At 63.9% G+C, this 15,653-nt stretch carries 18 protein-coding genes; 11 read left to right on the top strand and 7 right to left on the bottom strand.

Annotation, left to right across the window (positions count from 1 at the left end):
- A complete protein-coding gene (gene ygfZ / locus GTP90_RS10020; protein WP_161083379.1) occupies window positions 1-1,017 on the bottom strand; it encodes a CAF17-like 4Fe-4S cluster assembly/insertion protein YgfZ in 1,017 nt (338 codons plus the stop codon).
- Between the two features lie 156 nt (window positions 1,018-1,173).
- Here ygfZ and mltG point away from each other — a divergent pair, with 156 nt between their 5' ends.
- From mltG to GTP90_RS09995, 5 genes are read left to right on the top strand one after another with little or no spacing between them, the layout of a single operon-like run.
- Window positions 1,174-2,163, top strand: coding sequence for an endolytic transglycosylase MltG (mltG, locus tag GTP90_RS10015; protein ID WP_175048037.1), 990 nt, complete (start codon window positions 1,174-1,176; stop codon window positions 2,161-2,163).
- Between the two features lie 14 nt (window positions 2,164-2,177).
- On the top strand, window positions 2,178-2,798 hold the full coding sequence (tmk, locus tag GTP90_RS10010) for a dTMP kinase (RefSeq protein ID WP_161083378.1): 621 nt from the start codon (window positions 2,178-2,180) through the stop codon (window positions 2,796-2,798).
- Between the two features lie 5 nt (window positions 2,799-2,803).
- Window positions 2,804-3,835, top strand: a complete 1,032-nt coding sequence (locus GTP90_RS10005; RefSeq protein ID WP_161083377.1) for a DNA polymerase III subunit delta' — start codon at window positions 2,804-2,806, stop codon at window positions 3,833-3,835.
- A gap of 10 nt (window positions 3,836-3,845) precedes the next feature.
- Window positions 3,846-4,226 (top strand): PilZ domain-containing protein, encoded by a 381-nt coding sequence (locus tag GTP90_RS10000; protein ID WP_117010751.1) that lies wholly within the window; start codon window positions 3,846-3,848, stop codon window positions 4,224-4,226.
- A gap of 19 nt (window positions 4,227-4,245) precedes the next feature.
- Complete coding sequence (locus GTP90_RS09995) at window positions 4,246-4,767, top strand: GNAT family N-acetyltransferase (RefSeq protein ID WP_161083376.1); 522 nt, start codon at window positions 4,246-4,248, stop codon at window positions 4,765-4,767.
- Window positions 4,768-4,770: 3 nt separating this feature from the next.
- On the opposite strand, the gene GTP90_RS09990 is transcribed toward GTP90_RS09995, so the two are convergent.
- Window positions 4,771-5,775 carry an alpha/beta fold hydrolase gene (locus tag GTP90_RS09990; RefSeq protein WP_161083375.1) on the bottom strand — a complete coding sequence of 335 codons (1,005 nt, stop codon included), beginning with the start codon at window positions 5,773-5,775 and terminating at the stop codon, window positions 4,771-4,773.
- Window positions 5,776-5,842: 67 nt separating this feature from the next.
- Here GTP90_RS09990 and GTP90_RS09985 point away from each other — a divergent pair, with 67 nt between their 5' ends.
- The 4 genes from GTP90_RS09985 (at window position 5,843) to GTP90_RS09970 (ending at window position 8,669) form a co-directional block, all read left to right on the top strand.
- Complete coding sequence (locus GTP90_RS09985) at window positions 5,843-6,622, top strand: TatD family hydrolase (protein ID WP_161083374.1); 780 nt, start codon at window positions 5,843-5,845, stop codon at window positions 6,620-6,622.
- Between the two features lie 7 nt (window positions 6,623-6,629).
- A complete protein-coding gene (locus GTP90_RS09980; protein ID WP_161083373.1) occupies window positions 6,630-7,301 on the top strand; it encodes an ankyrin repeat domain-containing protein in 672 nt (223 codons plus the stop codon).
- Between the two features lie 136 nt (window positions 7,302-7,437).
- Complete coding sequence (locus GTP90_RS09975; RefSeq protein ID WP_161083372.1) at window positions 7,438-8,361, top strand: class I SAM-dependent methyltransferase; 924 nt, start codon at window positions 7,438-7,440, stop codon at window positions 8,359-8,361.
- Between the two features lie 59 nt (window positions 8,362-8,420).
- Window positions 8,421-8,669 carry a hypothetical protein gene (locus tag GTP90_RS09970; protein WP_161083371.1) on the top strand — a complete coding sequence of 83 codons (249 nt, stop codon included), beginning with the start codon at window positions 8,421-8,423 and terminating at the stop codon, window positions 8,667-8,669.
- Between the two features lie 7 nt (window positions 8,670-8,676).
- Here GTP90_RS09970 and GTP90_RS09965 read toward each other — a convergent pair whose 3' ends face one another.
- Window positions 8,677-10,404, bottom strand: coding sequence for a tetratricopeptide repeat protein (locus tag GTP90_RS09965; RefSeq protein ID WP_161083370.1), 1,728 nt, complete (start codon window positions 10,402-10,404; stop codon window positions 8,677-8,679).
- A 130-nt stretch (window positions 10,405-10,534) separates the two neighbouring features.
- Between GTP90_RS09965 and GTP90_RS09960 the strand changes: the two genes are divergently transcribed.
- A complete protein-coding gene (locus GTP90_RS09960; RefSeq protein WP_117010739.1) occupies window positions 10,535-10,735 on the top strand; it encodes a hypothetical protein in 201 nt (66 codons plus the stop codon).
- Between the two features lie 125 nt (window positions 10,736-10,860).
- Here the strand turns inward: GTP90_RS09960 and GTP90_RS09955 are convergent, their stop codons facing one another.
- From GTP90_RS09955 to GTP90_RS09945, 3 genes are all read right to left on the bottom strand, one after another.
- Window positions 10,861-11,319 (bottom strand): SRPBCC domain-containing protein, encoded by a 459-nt coding sequence (locus GTP90_RS09955; RefSeq protein ID WP_161083369.1) that lies wholly within the window; start codon window positions 11,317-11,319, stop codon window positions 10,861-10,863.
- Complete coding sequence (locus tag GTP90_RS09950; RefSeq protein ID WP_161083368.1) at window positions 11,306-11,662, bottom strand: ArsR/SmtB family transcription factor; 357 nt, start codon at window positions 11,660-11,662, stop codon at window positions 11,306-11,308. The genes GTP90_RS09955 and GTP90_RS09950 overlap by 14 nt, the downstream gene beginning before the upstream one ends.
- Window positions 11,663-11,724: 62 nt before the next feature.
- Complete coding sequence (locus GTP90_RS09945; protein WP_161083402.1) at window positions 11,725-12,825, bottom strand: phospholipase A; 1,101 nt, start codon at window positions 12,823-12,825, stop codon at window positions 11,725-11,727.
- A 195-nt stretch (window positions 12,826-13,020) separates the two neighbouring features.
- On the opposite strand from GTP90_RS09945, the gene fusA reads away from it, so the two are divergent.
- A complete protein-coding gene (gene fusA / locus GTP90_RS09940; RefSeq protein ID WP_161083367.1) occupies window positions 13,021-15,132 on the top strand; it encodes an elongation factor G in 2,112 nt (703 codons plus the stop codon).
- Here fusA and GTP90_RS09935 read toward each other — a convergent pair whose 3' ends face one another.
- A complete protein-coding gene (locus GTP90_RS09935) occupies window positions 15,133-15,624 on the bottom strand; it encodes a hypothetical protein (protein WP_161083366.1) in 492 nt (163 codons plus the stop codon).
- Window positions 15,625-15,653: the final 29 nt, after the last annotated feature.

Here is a 15,653-nt window from a genome sequence, read left to right as displayed (position 1 = left end):
CTAGAGGTCGAGTGGGTCCAGCACGTAGGGCATGTCGAGGAAGGTGAGCGGCACGCCGTCCGCCGAGCCGAGGCGGACCGAGGCCGCTTCGATCGCGGCCAGTTTCATTTCCACCAGCGCGTCGATGCCGCCCTTGCCGTTGGGCGCGGCGTTGACGATCATGCCGCACGGTTGTTCGGGATCGGCCGTGGCGAACACCTCAACGCCGGCCGCGGCGGCCGCGTCGGCGATGCTGACCAGGGTGGTGCGCCGCTTGAGCTTGCCCAGATACTGGCTGCGGGCGACGATTTCCTGCCCGGGGTAGCAGCCCTTCTTGAAATTGACACCGCCCAGCAGCTCGAAGTTGATCATCTGCGGCACGAATTGCTCCTGCGTGGCCTTGGTGATCTGCGGGATGCCGGCATGGATTTCCGACAGATGCCAGGCGTCGGTGCGGCCCACGGACAGCTTGGCGGCCAGCTCCGGCACCACCGTCTGCGCCACTTCGGCCGACATCAGCCACTGGTAGCGCGGCGCGCCAAACACGTCGGCCACGCGGATCAGCGTGCCCAGTGGATGGTCGACCTTGGTGAACGGCCTGGCCGGCAGCGGGTCGAACCAGTTTTGCAGCGCCTCTTCGGCCATGCCGCCGCCCAGGCCGAGCGCGACCTGGCTGGCCGGCAGTTCGGTGGCGTCGCTGAGCTTGGTCTTGGCGCGCAGCACGAACATGCCCAGCCGCTTCTGCACCGGCGCCTGGATCTCGCGCGGCAGCTGCAGGAAGATGGTGGTTTCGTTACGCCACATCAGGAACGAGGCCAGCAAGCGGCCCTTCGGCGAGCAATACCCGGCCAGCCGGACTTCGCCCTGGCCCAGGTGCTCAACGTCGTTGGTTAGCTGATTGTGCAGGAAACTGGCGGATTCTTCGCCGTCCAGCGCGATCAGGCCCTGGTCGCCAAGCGGGGCGACAAAGCCCACGGCCAGCTGCGTGGTGGTCAGCGCCTGGGCTTGCTGTGCTAAAAGTTCATTCCAAGAAGACATAATTTCCAATAATTTGACGATTAAAGCATTATCATTACGGGCTCATTATAGTGATGTCGGACGGATCGCGTCGGATGCCGCGCAAAACGCGGCACTGGCGGACTGTGCCAAGAAGTGGCAAGCTGTGCGACTTGTTCCAACCCTACGGCTTTAACAATGGCTTTTATTAAAAAAATCATCACCTTGTGCATCCTGCTGGCAATCGCCGGCGGCGCCTATTTCATGTACTGGTCGCAGCATCCGATCATCGGCGATGAGATCGAAGCCATCGAATTCAACATCGCGCCCGGCAGCGGCGCCCACGCCGCCGGCCAGCAGATCGCCGAAGCGGGCGTGCCCATCGAGCCGGTGCTGTTCAACCTGCTCGCGCGCGTGACCGGCAAGAGCGCCAAGCTGAAGGCCGGCACGTACGAGCTCAAGCCGGGCACCACGCCGCTGCGCCTGATCGAACAGCTGGTGCGCGGCGAGTTCGCGCAGGAACAGCTGACCATCATCGAAGGCTGGACCTTCCGTCAGATGCGGGCGGCCATCGCCGCGCACAAGGGCCTGAAGCACGATACGGTCGCCATGTCGGACAAGGAAGTGATGAACGCCATCGCCTCCGAGTACAAACAGCCGGAGGGGCTGTTCTTCCCGGATACCTATCTGTTCGCCAAGGGCGCCAGCGATTTGCAGATCTACAAGCAGGCGCACGCCATGCTGCTGAGCCGCCTGAACGACGCCTGGGACAAGCGCGACCCGGCGCTGCCGTACAAGACGCCGTACGAGGCGCTGACCATGGCCTCGATCGTGGAAAAGGAAACCGGGCAAAAGTCCGAGCGCGGCATGATCGCGGGCGTGTTCGTCAACCGCCTGAAGCTGGGCATGCTGCTGCAGACCGACCCGACCGTGATCTACGGCATGGGCAGCAAATACGACGGCAAGATCCACAAATCGGATCTGGAGACCGACACCCCGTACAATACCTACACGCGCACCGGCCTGCCGCCGACCCCGATCGCCTTGCCGGGCGTGCAATCGCTGACGGCAGCGCTGGCCCCGGCCAAGACGCCGGCGCTGTATTTCGTCTCCAAGGGCAACGGCACCAGCCAGTTTTCAGATAATTTGACCGACCATAACCGGGCGGTGAACAAGTTCCAAAGATAAGTTTTAGGCAATTCATGACTCAACACCGCGGTAAATTCATCACTTTCGAAGGCATAGACGGCGCCGGAAAATCGACCCACATCGCCTTCGTCGGCGACTACCTCAAGGCGCGCGGCGTCGATGTGGTCAGCTCGCGCGAGCCGGGCGGCACGCCGCTGGGCGAAAAGCTGCGGGAGCTGGTGCTGCACGAGAAAATGCACCTGGAAACCGAGGCCCTGCTGATGTTCGCCAGCCGCCGCGAGCACATCGCGCAGGTGATCGAGCCGGCGCTGCATCGCGGCGCGTGGGCCATTTCCGACCGTTTCACCGACGCCAGCTTCGCCTACCAGGGCGGTGGGCGCGGCATGGACCTGGCCAAGCTGGAAGCGCTGGAGCACTGGGTGCATCCACACCTGCAGCCGGACCTGACGCTGCTGTTCGACGTGCCGTTGGAAGTGGCGCGCGCGCGGCTGGACGCCACCCGTTCGCTGGACAAGTTCGAGCAGGAGAAAGCCGATTTCTTCGCCTCCACCCGCAACGAGTACCTGCGCCGCGCCACGCAGTTCCCGGCCCGTTTCCGCGTGATCGACTCGACCCGGTCCATCGCCGACATCCAGGTCCAGATCGCGGCCATCCTCGACCAATTGCTGGCATGACAACGATGAGCAATTCCATATATCCATGGCAGGAGTCGTCCTGGCAGCAGCTGCAACTGCTGCGCCAGCGCATGCCGCACGCCATCCTGTTTCACGGCGCCGCCGGGATAGGCAAGTCCGACTTCATCGAGCGCTTCGCCCAGGGCCTGCTGTGCGAGGCCGTGCTGCCGGACGGCCACGCCTGCGGCCAGTGCGCGTCCTGCGGCTGGTTCTCCCAGCAAAACCACCCGGATTACCGCCGCGTGCGGCCGGAGGCGCTCGAGGACGAGCCCGCCGAAGGCGAGGAGGGCGACGGCGAGGCCAAGAAGACCGCCAAGTCGACCAAGGCGCCGTCCAAGGAAATCAAGATCGAGCAGATCCGCAACCTGGCGGACTTCATGAACATCTCCACCCACCGCCAGGGGCTGCGGGTGGTGGTGCTGTATCCGGCCGAGGCGCTGAACATGCCGGCCTCCAACGCGCTGCTGAAGACGCTGGAGGAACCGCCTCCGGGCACGGTGTTCCTGCTGGCCTCCAACAGCCTGGACCGGCTGCTGCCGACCATCCTGTCGCGCTGCCGCAAGTTCGCGCTGCCGATGCCCAGCCACGCCGAGGCGCTGGCCTGGCTGAAGACGCAGGGCGTGCCGGATGCCGACAGCTGGCTGCGCGAGCAGGGCGGCGCGCCGCTGGCGGCGATGGCCCAGGCCGAGGTGGGCAACCGCGACGATCTGGAAGTGCTGCTGCAGCTGCTGGCCCATCCGAGCGTCGAAGGCGCGTTGAAAGTTGCCGACAAACTGCAAAAAGTGCCGCTGAGTGCACAAGTTTCTTGGTTGCAGCGCTGGCTTTATGATGTGTTTTCCTACAAACTGGCAGGTAACATCCGTTACTATCCGCGCTACCAGAAGGAACTGGCCAGCCTGGCCGGCAAGATCCACGTCAGCCGCCTGCTGGCCGCCATCAAGGGCGCCAACGAGCGGCGGGCGACTGCCGATCACCCCTTGTCGCCCAAGCTGTTTCTGGAGGATATGTTGCTCGAATACGCCGCCTGCTGCGCCTGAAGGGAATTAGATGTCCGCTGCCAGTCCACTTGATCCGAACACCGTGCCCGTTGCGCGGCCAACGGTCTTGTCGCTGGCGATCAAGGAGAAGGCCGCGTTGTACGCGGCCTACATGCCTTTCCTGAAGAACGGCGGCATGTTCGTGCCGACCCAGAAACCCTACAAAATCGGCGACGAGATCTACCTGATCCTGGCGCTGATGGACGATACCAACAAATACCCGATCGCCGGCAAAGTTGCCTGGATCACGCCGGCCGGCGCGCACAACAACAAGGCGCAGGGCGTGGGCGTGCACTTCCCCGAAGACGAAAGCGGCCAGCGCGCCCGCCTGCGCATCGAAGAAATCCTCGGCGCGGCGCTGCGGTCCTCGCGCGCCACGCATACGCTTTAATCCCTCACCGCTTCCCGATATGACCACAGCTTTCCGCCATCGCCTCGCCACGCTTGAAGATTTGCCCACCATCGTCGCCATCTACAACAGCACCGTCGCCTCGCGCGAAGTCACCGCCGACACCGAGCCGGTGCCGGTGGAGTCGCGCCTGGGCTGGTTCCACGAGCATACGCCGGAGAAGCGCCCGCTGTGGATCATCGAGCGGGCCGACGACACGGCCAGCCAGCCTGAAGTGCTGGGCTGGATGTCGTACTCGAATTTCTACGGCCGTCCCGCGTACTCGGGCACGTCCGAGATTTCGATCTACATCGCCGAGGCCTGGCGCGGCAAGGGCATCGGCGGCTACTGCATCGCGCAGGCCATCGCCCATGCGCCGGCGATCAAGGTGCACACCTTGCTGGGCTTTATCTTCGGCCACAACAAGCCCAGCCTGGGCCTGTTCGCCAAGTTCGGCTTCGAGACCTGGGCCAACCTGCCCAAGGTGGCCAACCTGGACGGCATCGAGCGCGACCTGATCATCCTGGGCAAGCGCGTCGCCTGAACCTTATTTCAGCGCGCGGTCGACGGCGGCGCGGATCTGGGCGGTCGCGCAGACCACCGCCGAATGGCCGCAATCGCCCTCCAGCACCGTCGTCGTGGCGCGAATCCGGCGCGCAAACGCCAGCGCCGGCGCGGGATTGACGATCAGGTCCTGGCGCGGGTTGATGATGTGTGCGCGCGCTTTCACCTTGGCTGCGGCGTCGTCGGCGATATCCTGCGTCAGGAAGGCGCGCATTTGCCAGCGCAGGTCGTTGGCGTCGGCCGCGTCCGGGTCGTCGGCGATGGTCTCGGCGATGAATTTGTCCACCTCGGCCGGCTTGGTCTGGGCCGCGCGGTAGGCCGGCGTGTCGAAGTTCAGCGAGAAGATCTGGTGGTACAGCGGCAGCTTCGGATTCTGCTTGTACTCGCCGTTGGCGTAGTCGGGATCGGCCAGCATCGCCGCCTCCTCGGTGCGCCAGAACAGCAGGTCGTAGCTGGTCTGGCGCGGCGTGCCGGCGATCGGCACGGCCACATCCATGTAGCCGGGATGGCTGACCATCCACTGGAAAGTCTGCGTCGCGCCCATCGAGTAGCCGACCATCGCGTGGATGTGCTTGAGGCCCAGCTTTTCGGTCAGCAGGCGGTATTCGGATTCCACCATGTCGCGCACCGTGAAGGCCGGGAAGGCCGTGCCGTGCTGCGCCGCGCTGTTGGACGGCGAGCAGCCCACGCCGTTGCCGATCGCGTCGATGACGATCACGTAGTGGCCGGCGGTGTTGAACAAGCCCTTCGGTCCCAGCAGCGAGACCGCTTCGACGCTCTTGCCGGTGTGCCAGGGCAGGAACACGACCGCGTTCGAGCGGGCCGCGTTCAGGCTGCCGAGGGTGCGGTAGCCGAGCTTGCAATCCTTGATGACGGCGCCGCTTTCCAGGCGCACGTCGCCGAGGTCGGCGAATTGCTGGGAGGGCGGCTCGGCGGCGGCAGCCAGCGGCAGGGCAAGCGCGAGGGTGAGCGGAAGGCGGACGGACATCGGGCGAGCTCCTGAATTGAATGGAACGCCGATTCTAGGCCAGGCGCGCTTGGGTTACAATCACGGCATGTTTATCGATTCCCACTGCCACATCAATTTCCCCGAGCTGGCTGCTCGCATGCCCGAAATCCTGGCCAAGATGGCCGACAACAAGGTCACCCACGCGCTGTGCGTATCGGTCGACCTGCCGGATTTTCCACAAGTGTTGGCGCTGGCCCACGAGTATCCGCACATCTACGCCTCGGTCGGCGTGCATCCGGATTACGAGGACACGCCCGAACCGACCGTCGAGCAGCTGGTTGAGCTGGCCGACGACCCGAAGATCATCGCCATCGGCGAAACCGGGCTGGATTATTTCCGCCTGCAGGGCGACCTGGAATGGCAGCGCGAGCGCTTCCGCACCCACATCAAAGCATCAAGAATCACGCGTAAGCCCTTGATTATCCACACCCGCAGCGCCAGCGAAGACACGATACGCATCATGCGCGAAGAAGGCGCGGGCACCGAGGCTGGCGGCGCGGCCGGCGTGATGCACTGCTTTACCGAGTCGCTGGAAGTGGCGCGCGCGGCCATCGAGATGGGTTTCTACATCTCGTTCTCCGGCATCGTGACCTTCAAGAGCGCCAAGGATCTGCAGGCGGTGGCGCTGGAAGTGCCGCTGGAGCGCATCCTGATCGAGACCGATTCGCCGTACCTGGCGCCGATGCCGCATCGCGGCAAGATGAACGAGCCGGGCTTCGTGGCCCACGTCGGCGAGTACATCGCCAAGCTCAAGGGCATCCCGGTGGAGCAGGTCGCCGAACAGACGACCGCCAATTTCTTCAAATTATTCAACGTGGTAGCGTGATTTCCTAATGCTGATTCTCTCCAAACGCCGCTTGCTGCTGACGGCCATGGCCGCCGCCCTGACGATGCCCGCGCTGGCGGCCGAGCAGACCGACGACGAGGTCGACCTCTTCCGCGCCATCCAGCTGGACAACGTCTCCGGCGTTAAAAAGCTGCTGGAACGCGGACTCAGTCCCAATCTGCGCGAGCCGGGCGGCGAGACCGCGCTGATCGTCGCGATGCGCTACGAAGCCTACCGCGTCGCCACGCTGCTGATGGATCAGCCCGGCATCGACCTGGAAGCCAAGGCGCCCAACGGCAATACCGCGTTGATGATGGCGGCTTTCCGTCAAAGCAAGGCCACCGTGCTGGACATGATCAAGCGCGGCGCACAGGTCAACCAGAAGGGCTGGACCGCCTTGCACTACGCGGCGGCGGCCGGCAGCACCGAGATCACCAGCATCCTGCTTGAACACCACGCCTACATCGACGCCGAAGCGCCGTCCGGCATGACGCCGCTGATGATCGCCGCGCGCGAGGGCCAGGAAAAGGTCGTGGAGTTGTTGCTGGAGCAGGGCGCCGACGCGACCCTGAAGGACGGCGGCTTCCACCAGACCGCCGCCGAGTTCGCGACCAAGGCCGACAAGCCGTGGATCACGAAAACCATTGAAGCGCACCTGGCCGCGAAGGCAAAGCGCTAACCCGCATGCAGAATTGACAACGCCCGAATTGGCGGGTTTTTGGCGCGTAGTTCCCCGCTTGGTTGGCCGGCATTGTTGACGATAATGGTTCCCATGCATTGCTCCCAGACGCAATGCTCATCAACCAAGGATATCCATGCTGAACGAACGCGAGATTGAAAGCTGCTATCTGGGGCAATTCATTCCAGTCCACTACCATCACAACATGCTGATGGACCAAAACCGCATGCACGGCTTCAAGTCGGCCATCGACTACGCGGTCAAGCCCGGCGCCAAGGTGCTGGAGCTGGGCGGCGGCACCGGCGTGCTGTCGTGGTTCGCGGCGGCCAAGGCGGACAAGGTGTATTGCGTCGAGTTCAATCCCGACATGGTCAAGGAAGCGCGCAAGATGCTGGCGCTGAACCCCAACGGTGAAAAGGTCGAGGTTGTCCACGCGGACGCCTTCGAATACCTGCCGCCGGAGCCGGTCGATGTCGTCATCTGCGAGATGATCCACGTCGGCATGCTGCGCGAGAAGCAGGTGGAGGTGATCGAGTCGTTCAAGCGCCGCTATACCGAGCGTTTCGGCGGCCCGCTGCCGGTGTTTCTGCCCGAGGCCGTGATCATGGCGGTCCAACCGCTACAGCAGGAATATGATTTTGAAGGCTTTTACGCGCCCATCGTGCAGTTCCAGGAAACCAATGTGATTTATCCCGGGACGGTGGAACTGGCGCAGCCGGCCGTGTACAGCATCATCGACTTCAACCAGCCCAACGACCTGACCTATGCGTGGCAGGGCAAGTTCGTGGTTGAGCGCAGCGGCGAGATCAACGCCATGCGTTTCGTGACCAAGAACATTTTGGCCGTGGTGTCCGAGCGCTCGACCACCATCGACTGGCTCAACCACTACATGACGCTGCCGCTGGCCACCCCGGTCAAGGCGCGCGAGGGCGACGTGTTGCAAGTGAGCTTCCAGTACCGCGCCGGTGGCTCGATTCCATCGCTGCAGGCCTCGCTGCGCGCCGAGATCCTGTACGAAGCGGCGCTGCAACCGGCCAGCTACGTGCCAGCCTTCGCCTAAATAGCCCTTCACGCGGGTCGTTCCGAAGCGTATATTTCGTCTTTTGCAGAAAGAAATATATGGAAAAGATCGACCAGCGCTACCTCATCCAGCAGAACAAAATCGCCGACGGCGAGACCAAGCCGCCGGTGTTTGCCAAAGTCATGCGCAGCAAGGACGGCGTCTTCGAGGGCGTTTCCTTCATCAAGTCCAAAGAGAAGGCCACGGTGTTGACCATCGAGGAGGCCAATCAGGCGGTGGCGTGGGCTAACAAAAAGAAGCCCAACGCCAAAGAGTACGTGACCAAGATTATCTGCGTCGGCCAGTAATCAAGACCTAGCGCGTGTCGAAGGTCGCTTGCACGGCCTTGTCCGGGCTGGACGGATTGAGGCTTTGCTGGCTGAGGAAGCTGCGCGCATCCTGCAAGCCGGCGTTGTACTCCACATCCTGCATGACCATCGAATTGGCGATGGTCCATTCGCGGGACACCGTGCCTGACGCCGGTTGCAGCCGCATCTCCGCCAGCACTTCGGCCTGGCCGGCGCCCGCCGCCAATTTATCCAGCCAGGTTTTAGCCCAGGCCGCCAATTCAGGTTCGCGGATGTTATGCGCCATCAGCTTGAGGGCGTTGCGTGCCTTGGGCATCTCGCCCGCGTAGGCGTAGGCCAGCGCGGCCTGGCGGGCCAGCGTGTTGACCTCGTGCGCATTTTTCCAGCCGGCGATGGCCGCCTGCAGCGTGGCCTCGTCCGGTGCGGCGCCGGCCTTCATCCCGGCCTGGTACAGCGCGGACGCCGCCTCGGCCGACTTCGGATCCAGCGTCAGTGCGCGGCCCAGGCTGGCGCGCGCGGCGTCCGTCTGGCTCAGGCGCAGCTGGGCCTCTCCCAGCAGATAAAACACTTCCGCGCCGGCATCCGGCTTGTTCGCGGCCGAGGTCAGGTAGGGCATGGCGTCCTGCGGATTGCCCCAGTCGATCTGCGCCCGGCTGAGCACGCGCTGGACGTAGGCGTTGGCCGGATAGCGCGCGGCCGCCTCGGCGGTCCGGCGCAGCAGCGACTCGCCGGTCTTGCGGTCCGGGCAGGACTTGAGCGCCGCCTCGGTCAGGACGAATTCGCCGGACGACTCCGGCAGGCTGTCGAAGTTCATCACGGCAGCCGGCAACGTGGGGATGTGCACCGTCAGCACCGCCTGCTTTTGCAGCCGGTAGCGCCACAGCGTGGTGCTCAGCTCGCTTACCTTGAGGCCGTATGCCTGCTCGAAGGCCTCGGTGATCGGCACCTCGCGGTAGACCGCGCCCAGGTAGTCGACCAGGCGCTTGCGGTTGTCGTCGGTCGACAGCATGTAATGGGTCAGCAGCCACGAGCGGGCGGCGAACTCCAGCTTGATGCCGGCGGTGGAGGCATAGTTCTGGCCGCGCGAGTCGTTCTGCTCCAGCACGTCCTTGTACTCGAGGCTGTAGCGGTGGCCGTTCCCCAGGAAGTCCAGGTAGCGGCCCAGGCTGGCCGGCGTGCGTCCCACCACCATCTCGGTGTCGGTGAAGCGCACGCTGGCGAAGTAGTGCGCCATGCCGTCGATGAAGGAGATCGGCGCGCGGATGTCGGTGTAGCGGTACAGGAAGTGGCGGGTGTAGGCTTCGTACAGCGCGGACAAGCCTTCCTCGTCGTCGGGGCTGAGGCGCACGCCGTAGCCCTGCACGCCCGAGGCACAGCTGTTGTACAGGCCGATGGCGTTGGCCGGCTGCCTGACGCCCAGCGGGTTCAACGCCGCCGCGCCGTCGTGATAGTAAAACGTCAGCCGCGGCTCGGCGCCGCTGGACTTGAGGAAGGGCTGGGTGTAAAGCCGCAGCATGTAGTCCAGCTTTTCAAGCTGGTTGAGCAGGTCCGCGACCTGGCTGTTGCTGGTGTTCGAATACACCACCAGGTGCTGGCTCTCGGCGCGGAACCACGGCGAGGCGTGGCGCTGGCCGGCCACCACCACGCTGGGGGCCGTGGCCGGCTGTTGCTGGGCTTGCGCGGTCATCAAAGCGGAGCTGCCGAGCAGGGCCGCCACATACCAGGGTTTGAGCATTATTTTTCCGTTTGTCCCATGAAAGTCGCGGTTGATCGCGGCTATGCGCAGCTGGTCGCACGGGAATTGCGTCCGGCCTGTCGCTAAACTACAGTGGCATTATAGATAATATTCATACCGGGAGCGTCGTATGCTGAGCTTTATTCTTTGGCTGGGTCTGCTTTTCCTGTGCTGGCCGCTGGCTTTGCTGGCGCTGGTGCTGTATCCGCTGTTCTGGCTGCTGACGCTGCCGTTCCGCCTGATCGGCATCGGCGTCGAGGGCGTGTTCGAGCTGCTGCGCGCCATCGTCATGCTGCCGGCGCGCATCCTGCGCGGCTCGCCAAGCCGCTGATTCCCGCCGGCGGCCGCATCAGTCGCGGTCCGGCGCGCTGCAGGTGCTCGATGATGATGCTGGATTCGACGACGTGACGCTCGCCGTCCTACAGTGCGAGTGACATGGTGAGCGTCTCCGGTAGGTCAGGTCAGGTTTTGCTTGAGGTAGGCTTCGAGTTTCGCCAGGTGCTGCTTGCCGCCTTCGACGGCGCCGAACTTTTCGATCACCTCGTCGCGCGATTGCTTGTCGGGGTATAGCTGGCGCAGGGTGAGGAGGGTGCCGCTGCCCGCCTCCTCCAGTGTGATGCTGGCTTCGAACCAGACCCGCTTGCCGCAGCCCTGGTCATACACCAGCTTGGACGGTGGCGTGATTTCCTTGAATACCGCATGGTTGGGATAGCGGGTGCCGTCAGGTGCCACCATCTCGAACGTCCAGCTGCCGCCTACCCGGAAATCCATGCTGACATGTTCGTTCCGGAAGCCGTCCGGGCCCCACCACCGGTTCACATGCTCAGGCTCGGTCATGGCTTTCCAGATCAGCTCCCGGCCAAAGGGCAGCTCGCGCTGCAATACCAGTTCACGTTCGGATTCATTCGTCGCCATCGTCGTTTCCTTTCTGTTTTTCCAGTGTGTGCAGATAATCTTCCAGGCGGTCCAGGCGGGACTCCCAGATCTTGCGCTGCTCGTCTATCCAGCCTGATGCCGTCTCCAGGCTCGCCTTTTCCAGACGACAGGGCCGCCATTGCGCATTCTTGCCGCGGCTGATCAACTTGGCCTTTTCCAGCACTTTCAGATGCTTGGTGATGGCTGGCATGGACATCTCGAACGGCTGCGCCAGTTCGCTCACCGTGGCTTCGCCCCTGCCTAGCCGCGCGAGCATTGCGCGCCGAGCCGGGTGGGCGAGGGCGGTGAAGACCGCGTCAAGCTGATTTTCGTATTTAACCATGTGGTTAAATTAACGCGAAAAGAACCGCCTGTCAATGGGTGACGGCGGCAGTGCGGGCTGTCTTAGAAGTCGACCAGGAAGCCGGCGCCCAGCGACTTTTGCTTGTAGTTGTAGTCGATCAGGCTTTGGCCGTAACCACTGAACAATTGCAGGTAGCCTTTCAGGTTGGCGACCACCGGGAAGGCCCAGCCGGCCCGCAGCGCGCCGCGTCCGTTCTTGAAGTTGTGGCGCGCCATCAGCGAGAACTCGTGGCCGTCGTTGCGGTAGCTGAAGTTCAGGTCGCCATGGCCCATGTAGTCGACGATGTCGATGTTGTCGTTGTCCGAGCGGGCATTGTCCAGCCGCTTCCAGATGCGCAATTGCGCGGCCAGCTTGCCGTGCTCGGCGCCCACTTCCGCATACACCCGGTTCCAGCTGCGCGACAGCGTCGACGTTTGCCCGTTCGACTGGTGCATCACGGCCAGGGTCAGGTAGCGGATGTCCAGCGCGCTGCCCAGGTTCAGGTTCAGCGGCGTGGTCAGCATCAGCTCGGGCTGGTAGTTGGTCTCGCGGAAGGGGCTGGAGGCGGCGCGGTTGTAGGCCTGCCAGAAGCTGTTCTGGGTGTAGCCGAACCACAGGTCGACCGGGGTCTTGAGCACCTGCTCGATCATTTTCATCTTGAAGCTGAGCTGGTAGGTCAGCTCCGTGTGCTGGGATTTGATGCCAGCCGGCGTGAAATTTTCAAAAGGCGCATCATTGGAGCTGGTGCTGTAGTTGGCCAGCAGCAGGTAGGTGTCGTGGTGCGGCCGGAAGTTGAACACGCCGCGCTTGGCCGAGCGGTCCAGCTCCCACCACTGCACCATGCGCGAGACCGAGTCTTGCGGCGGTATGGTGGTGATGGCGGCCACCTTGGGCGGCAGCAGCGGCGCGGCGGGCGGCTCGTCCGGCTGGGTGCTGGACGGCTGGGTCAATGCGGTGGCCAGCTTGCTGACCTTGCCGGGGTCGGGCACGCCGACCGCGGCGCCACCGGCGCTTTTCAGCGCGGGGCCGGTCTTGGACAGGGCGTCGTAGCAGGCGAGGCGGGCGCTGGCGTCGCCCAGCACGGAGCAGCGTTCGATGCGCAATTCGAGGTCGCTGGCGGCCGGTGGCGGCGCGGATTGGGCCAATGCCAGAGCCGGCGCCATGCCGAAGGAGAGAAGGAGTGCGTGTTTGGAGCGTACAGTCATGAGGGTCTTTCAGTTAAACTTGAAACTTATTCTACAGACTATAGGAATTGCTGCCAGTCAGGTCGCACGGATGACCTTGCCCCGCCACTTGAAATCCGCCGTTATCGCCGCACGTGAGACTTCCTGCATTCACATTGCACCAAGGAGAGAATGATGACCCGCAAGACCCCCATCGAGCGTTACCGCAATATTGGCATCAGCGCCCACATCGACGCTGGCAAGACCACGACCACGGAGCGCATCCTGTTTTATACCGGTGTCAACCATAAAATCGGCGAGGTGCACAATGGCGCCGCGACGATGGACTGGATGGAGCAGGAACAGGAACGCGGGATCACCATCACCTCGGCCGCCACCACCGCCTTCTGGAAAGGCATGGCCGGCAATTTCCCCGAGCACCGCATCAACATCATCGACACGCCCGGCCACGTCGACTTCACCATCGAGGTCGAGCGGTCGATGCGCGTGCTGGACGGCGCGGTCATGGTGTATGACGCGGTCGGCGGCGTGCAGCCGCAGTCGGAGACCGTGTGGCGCCAGGCGAACAAGTACGCCGTGCCGCGCATCGCCTTCATCAACAAGATGGACCGCGTCGGCGCGGACTTCTTCCGCGTGCGCGAGCAGATCGCCACGCGGCTGAAGGGCGCCGCCATTCCGATCCAGATTCCGCTGGGCGCCGAGGACAACTTCCACGGCGTGGTGGACCTGGTCAAGATGCGCGCGATTAACTGGGACGACGAGAGCCTGGGCGTCAAGTTTACCTACGAGGACATCCCCGCGCACCTGCAGGGGCTGGCCCAGGAGTGGCACGACAAGATGGTCGAAGCGGCTGCCGAGGGTTCGCCCGAGCTGCTGGAAAAATACCTGGACGGCGGCGTGCTGACCGAGGACGAGATCAAGGCCGGCCTGCGCCTGCGCACCATCCGCAACGAGATCGTGCCGATGCTGGCCGGCAGCGCCTTCAAGAACCGCGGCGTGCAGGCGATGCTGGACGCGGTGGTCGAGTACCTGCCGTCGCCGGTCGACGTGCCGGCGATCGCCGGCCATGACGAGGACGACAATCCGATCGAGCGCCACCCGACCGACAGCGATCCGTTCTCGGCGCTGGCATTCAAGATCATGACCGATCCGTTCGTCGGCCAGCTGACCTTCTTCCGCGTGTATTCGGGCGTGGTCAATTCCGGCGACACGGTCTACAACCCGACCAAGGGCCAGAAGGAACGCCTGGGCCGCATCCTGCAGATGCACGCCAACGAGCGCAAGGAGATCAAGGAAGTCTACGCCGGCGACATCGCGGCGGCGGTGGGCCTGAAGGGCGTGACCACCGGCGACACCCTGAGCTCGCCGGAGCACGTGATCGTGCTGGAAAAGATGATCTTCCCGGAACCGGTGATCTCGCAGGCGGTCGAGCCCAAGACCAAGGCCGACCAGGAAAAGATGGGTATCGCCCTGAACCGGCTGGCGCAGGAAGACCCGTCGTTCCGTGTGCACACGGACGAGGAATCGGGCCAGACCATCATGTCCGGCATGGGCGAGCTGCACCTGGAGATCCTGGTGGACCGCATGCGGCGCGAGTTCAGCGTGGAGGCGACCGTGGGCAAGCCGCAGGTGGCGTACCGCGAGACCATCCAGCGCGCGGCCAGCGATGTCGAAGGCAAGTTCGTCAAGCAGTCCGGCGGACGCGGGCAGTACGGCCACGTGGTGCTGACGCTGGAGCCGCTGGAGCCGGGCAAGGGCTACGAGTTCGTCGACGCCATCAAGGGCGGCGTGGTGCCGCGCGAGTTCATACCCGCCGTCGACAAGGGCGTGCAGGAGACCTTGCGCAGCGGCGTGCTGGCCGGCTATCCGGTGGTGGACGTCAAGGTCACGCTGACCTTCGGTTCGTACCACGACGTTGACTCGAACGAGAACGCGTTCCGCATGGCCGGCTCGATGGCCTTCAAGGATGGCATGCGGCGCGCCGATCCGGTGCTGCTGGAGCCGATGATGCAGGTGGAAGTGGAAACGCCGGAAGAGTTCATGGGCAACGCCATGGGCGACCTGACGGCGCGGCGCGGCATGGTGCAGGGGATGGACGAGATCCCGGGCGGCGGCGGCAAGATCATCCGCGCCTTGGTGCCGCTGGCCGAGATGTTCGGCTACTCCACCACGCTACGTTCGCTGACGCAGGGCCGGGCCACGTACACGATGGAGTTCAAGCACTACGCGGCCGTGCCCAAGCACATCCTCGACCAGATCGCCGTCTCGTCCAAGGCGCGCCACTGATCAGTCGAAGACCTTCAGCTTGAGCTGGACGGAAATGGCGCCATAGAGCCGGTCCTTATAGGTCGGCACTATGGCGACATTGACGCCGACGCTCTTGTATTCGAAGCTGGCGGTGGGGATCGCCGCCAGGAACCAGCCGCCGTCGCGCATCTTCGGGTAGCCGCTGAAGCCGCCCGCCACCGCGCCCAGCCGCACCGGGCCGACCTTCCACGGCTGGTAGTACACGCCGACGTAATTCGAATACGCGCGGTCGCTGTTGTAGAAGCGGCCCGCCGTGGCCGACGCCACCGTCGAGAAGCGGTATTCGCCGCCCAGGCCGGGATTGCTGTCGTTCAGGCCTTTATCGCGCTGAAAATGGTAGGAGTAGAAGCCGCCGTTCAGCCACACTTCCTTCAGCGGCGCCGCTTCGATGGTTTCGAAGGTGTCGGCCGCCGCCGCGCCGGACAGGCAGGCCAGCATCACCGCGCCGGCAATACGCAAACTTTTGAACATCCGAGGCTTTCTTCGTCGTGGAGTAACGC

This window comes from Duganella vulcania (assembly GCF_009857655.1).
GTDB classification, from domain to species: domain Bacteria; phylum Pseudomonadota; class Gammaproteobacteria; order Burkholderiales; family Burkholderiaceae_D; genus Rugamonas; species Rugamonas vulcania.
Note: the sequence above shows the minus strand (reverse complement) of the source record. Positions and strands in the feature narration are given on the sequence as shown.